The organism is Pseudonocardia ammonioxydans (assembly GCF_900115005.1).
GTDB lineage: Bacteria > Actinomycetota > Actinomycetes > Mycobacteriales > Pseudonocardiaceae > Pseudonocardia > Pseudonocardia ammonioxydans.
Genome location: NZ_FOUY01000141.1, coordinates 1 through 1,846, shown reverse-complemented (window position 1 = coordinate 1,846; position 1,846 = coordinate 1). Strand labels below are relative to the sequence as shown.

Sequence of the window (1,846 nt, the reverse complement as noted above, 5' to 3'; positions counted from 1 at the left end):
CACGGCGAGCACGGCGAGCACGGCGAGCACGGCGAGGATACGCACGCAGCTGGTCACGAAGCCCACCTCGACGAGCACGCAGGCCATGCCGGCGACGGTGAGCCGCCCGACCAGGGCGGGGATACCGCTCATGGCCGGCACGAGCACCACGAACACGATCACGCCGAGCACGCGGACAGCGGCTCCGGCCACGAGCCCGCCTCGGGCCACGCCGGCGACCACCAGCATCACCACATGGACATTCCGCTGCCCGGGGGCCTGGCCATGGCCGACGTCGCGGAGGATCGTGACGGTCTGGCACTCGACGTGCTCCATCTGCCGCTCGGTCCGGTGCTCCCGGACTGGCCGGCCGGCCTGGTCGTCGACGTCGAGTTGCAGGGCGACGTGATCTCCTCGGCCGAGGCCCGCGTCCTCGACGCCGCCGAGCTGCGCCCCTCGGCGCCGGTCGCTGCGGCGGTACGTGACCTCGATGTGGTCGCCCGCGTCCTCGCCGTCGCCGGTTGGCCGGGCCCGGCCGCTCAGGCACGCGACCTCCGTGACCGTGCCCGGGCCGGTGAACCGGCCGACGGCCTCTCTGGGCTGCTGCGCCTGGTCCGGCGGTCTCGCGTACTGCGGCTGATGCTGCGCAGGGTGGAATCCGGTGACGGCGTGGACGTGGCCGAGCTGCTCGAGCGTCGGCTCGCCCGGATCGAGGCGCACGCCGCGGGACGGACGATCGGGGAGCCGGAGCGTCCGGTCCTCGCCGAGCTCAGCGGGCGTCTCGCGGGAGCGGAGTTCACCGCCGCCCGGCTGCTGGTCGCGGCACTCGATCCCGACGTCGACGGCGCAGCGACCCCCGCCGGCCTCCGCGACCGGGAGCCGGGCGAACGATGAGTGCCACGACCCTGCTGCTCCCGGCCCTGATGATCGCCGCCGTCTGGTTCCTCGCCGCACTCGACGGCGCCCTGGCGGGCCGGGCCGCCGGGCGACCCGTCGGGCCCGCCGCGGCCGCCGTCGAACCGGTCCGCGCCACGGCGCGGCTGCTGGTCGGCCAGCGCCGCAGCACGCTCGCCGCCGACGGGTTGCTGCGGTGGGCGGGGATCGCCTCGTTGATCGTCGCCGCGGTGCTGGCGGCTGCGGTCGTCCCGCTCGGTGAGCGTCCGCTGGTCGACCTGTCGGTCGGCGTCGTCTGGTTCAACGCGATGGAGGTCGTCGCGTGGGCGGCGGTGTGGCTGGTCGGGTGGGGCCCCAACGGGGCGTTGTCACTGGTCGGCGGGTACCGGTTCGTCGCCCAGGGCCTGTCCTACGAGCTCCCCCACATGTTCGCGATCATCACCGCGGCCCTGGCCGCGGGCAGCCTGCGGATCACCGACATCGTCGACGCCCAAGCCGGCCTGTGGTTCGTCGTCCTGATGCCGGCGGCGTTCGTCGCCTACCTGCTCAGTGCTGCGGCGATGGCGTTCTGGGGGCCGTTCGATGCCCCGGTCGCCCGCGACACCGCGGGGGGCGCGGGCTCGGAGCTCTCGGGTGTGGACCGGTTGCTGTTCGCCGGGGGGCGCCGGCTGCTGCTCGTGGCCGCGGCGTCGATGGCGGTCCCGCTGTTCCTCGGTGGCGGTCACGGGCCGTGGCTACCTGCGTGGGCGTGGGTGCTACTCAAGACCGCCGCGGTGCTGGTCGTGCTGGTCTGGCTGCGCCACCAGCTCCCGACGATCCGGATGGATCGCTGGGCGGAGATCTCCTGGGTCGTGCTGGTGCCGCTGACGATCGTGCAGGCGCTCGTGGTTGCACTCGTCGTGCTGGCCCGGGGAGGGATGTAGATGGTTCTCGCCGTGTTCTGCGTGCTGAGCCTGCTGGCGCTCTCCTCCGG

3 protein-coding genes are annotated in these 1,846 nt (G+C 74.0%); 2 read left to right on the top strand and 1 reads right to left on the bottom strand.

Going from position 1 to position 1,846, the window contains the following annotated elements; all coding sequences use genetic code 11:
* The coding region (locus BM093_RS34705; protein ID WP_143105727.1) for a hypothetical protein at positions 1-234 on the bottom strand (234 nt) is incomplete at its 3' end.
* Here BM093_RS34705 and BM093_RS34700 point away from each other — a divergent pair.
* The gene (locus BM093_RS34700) at positions 235-873 is read left to right on the top strand and encodes a hypothetical protein (protein ID WP_093357687.1); all 639 of its coding nucleotides are present in this window, start codon (positions 235-237) and stop codon (positions 871-873) included. It begins immediately after the preceding gene.
* Entirely contained in the window at positions 870-1,796 is a 927-nt protein-coding gene (locus tag BM093_RS34695) for a complex I subunit 1 family protein (protein ID WP_093357684.1), read from the top strand. The genes BM093_RS34700 and BM093_RS34695 overlap by 4 nt, the downstream gene beginning before the upstream one ends.
* The last annotated feature ends 50 nt before the right edge of the window (positions 1,797-1,846 follow it).

Bases quoted from the DNA above. Each gene is read 5' to 3' on its own strand.
- BM093_RS34700 (WP_093357687.1), top strand. From the start codon at position 235: ATGGACATTCCGCTGCCCGGGGGCCTGGCCATGGCCGACGTCGCGGAG.
- BM093_RS34695 (WP_093357684.1), top strand. From the start codon at position 870: ATGAGTGCCACGACCCTGCTGCTCCCGGCCCTGATGATCGCCGCCGTC.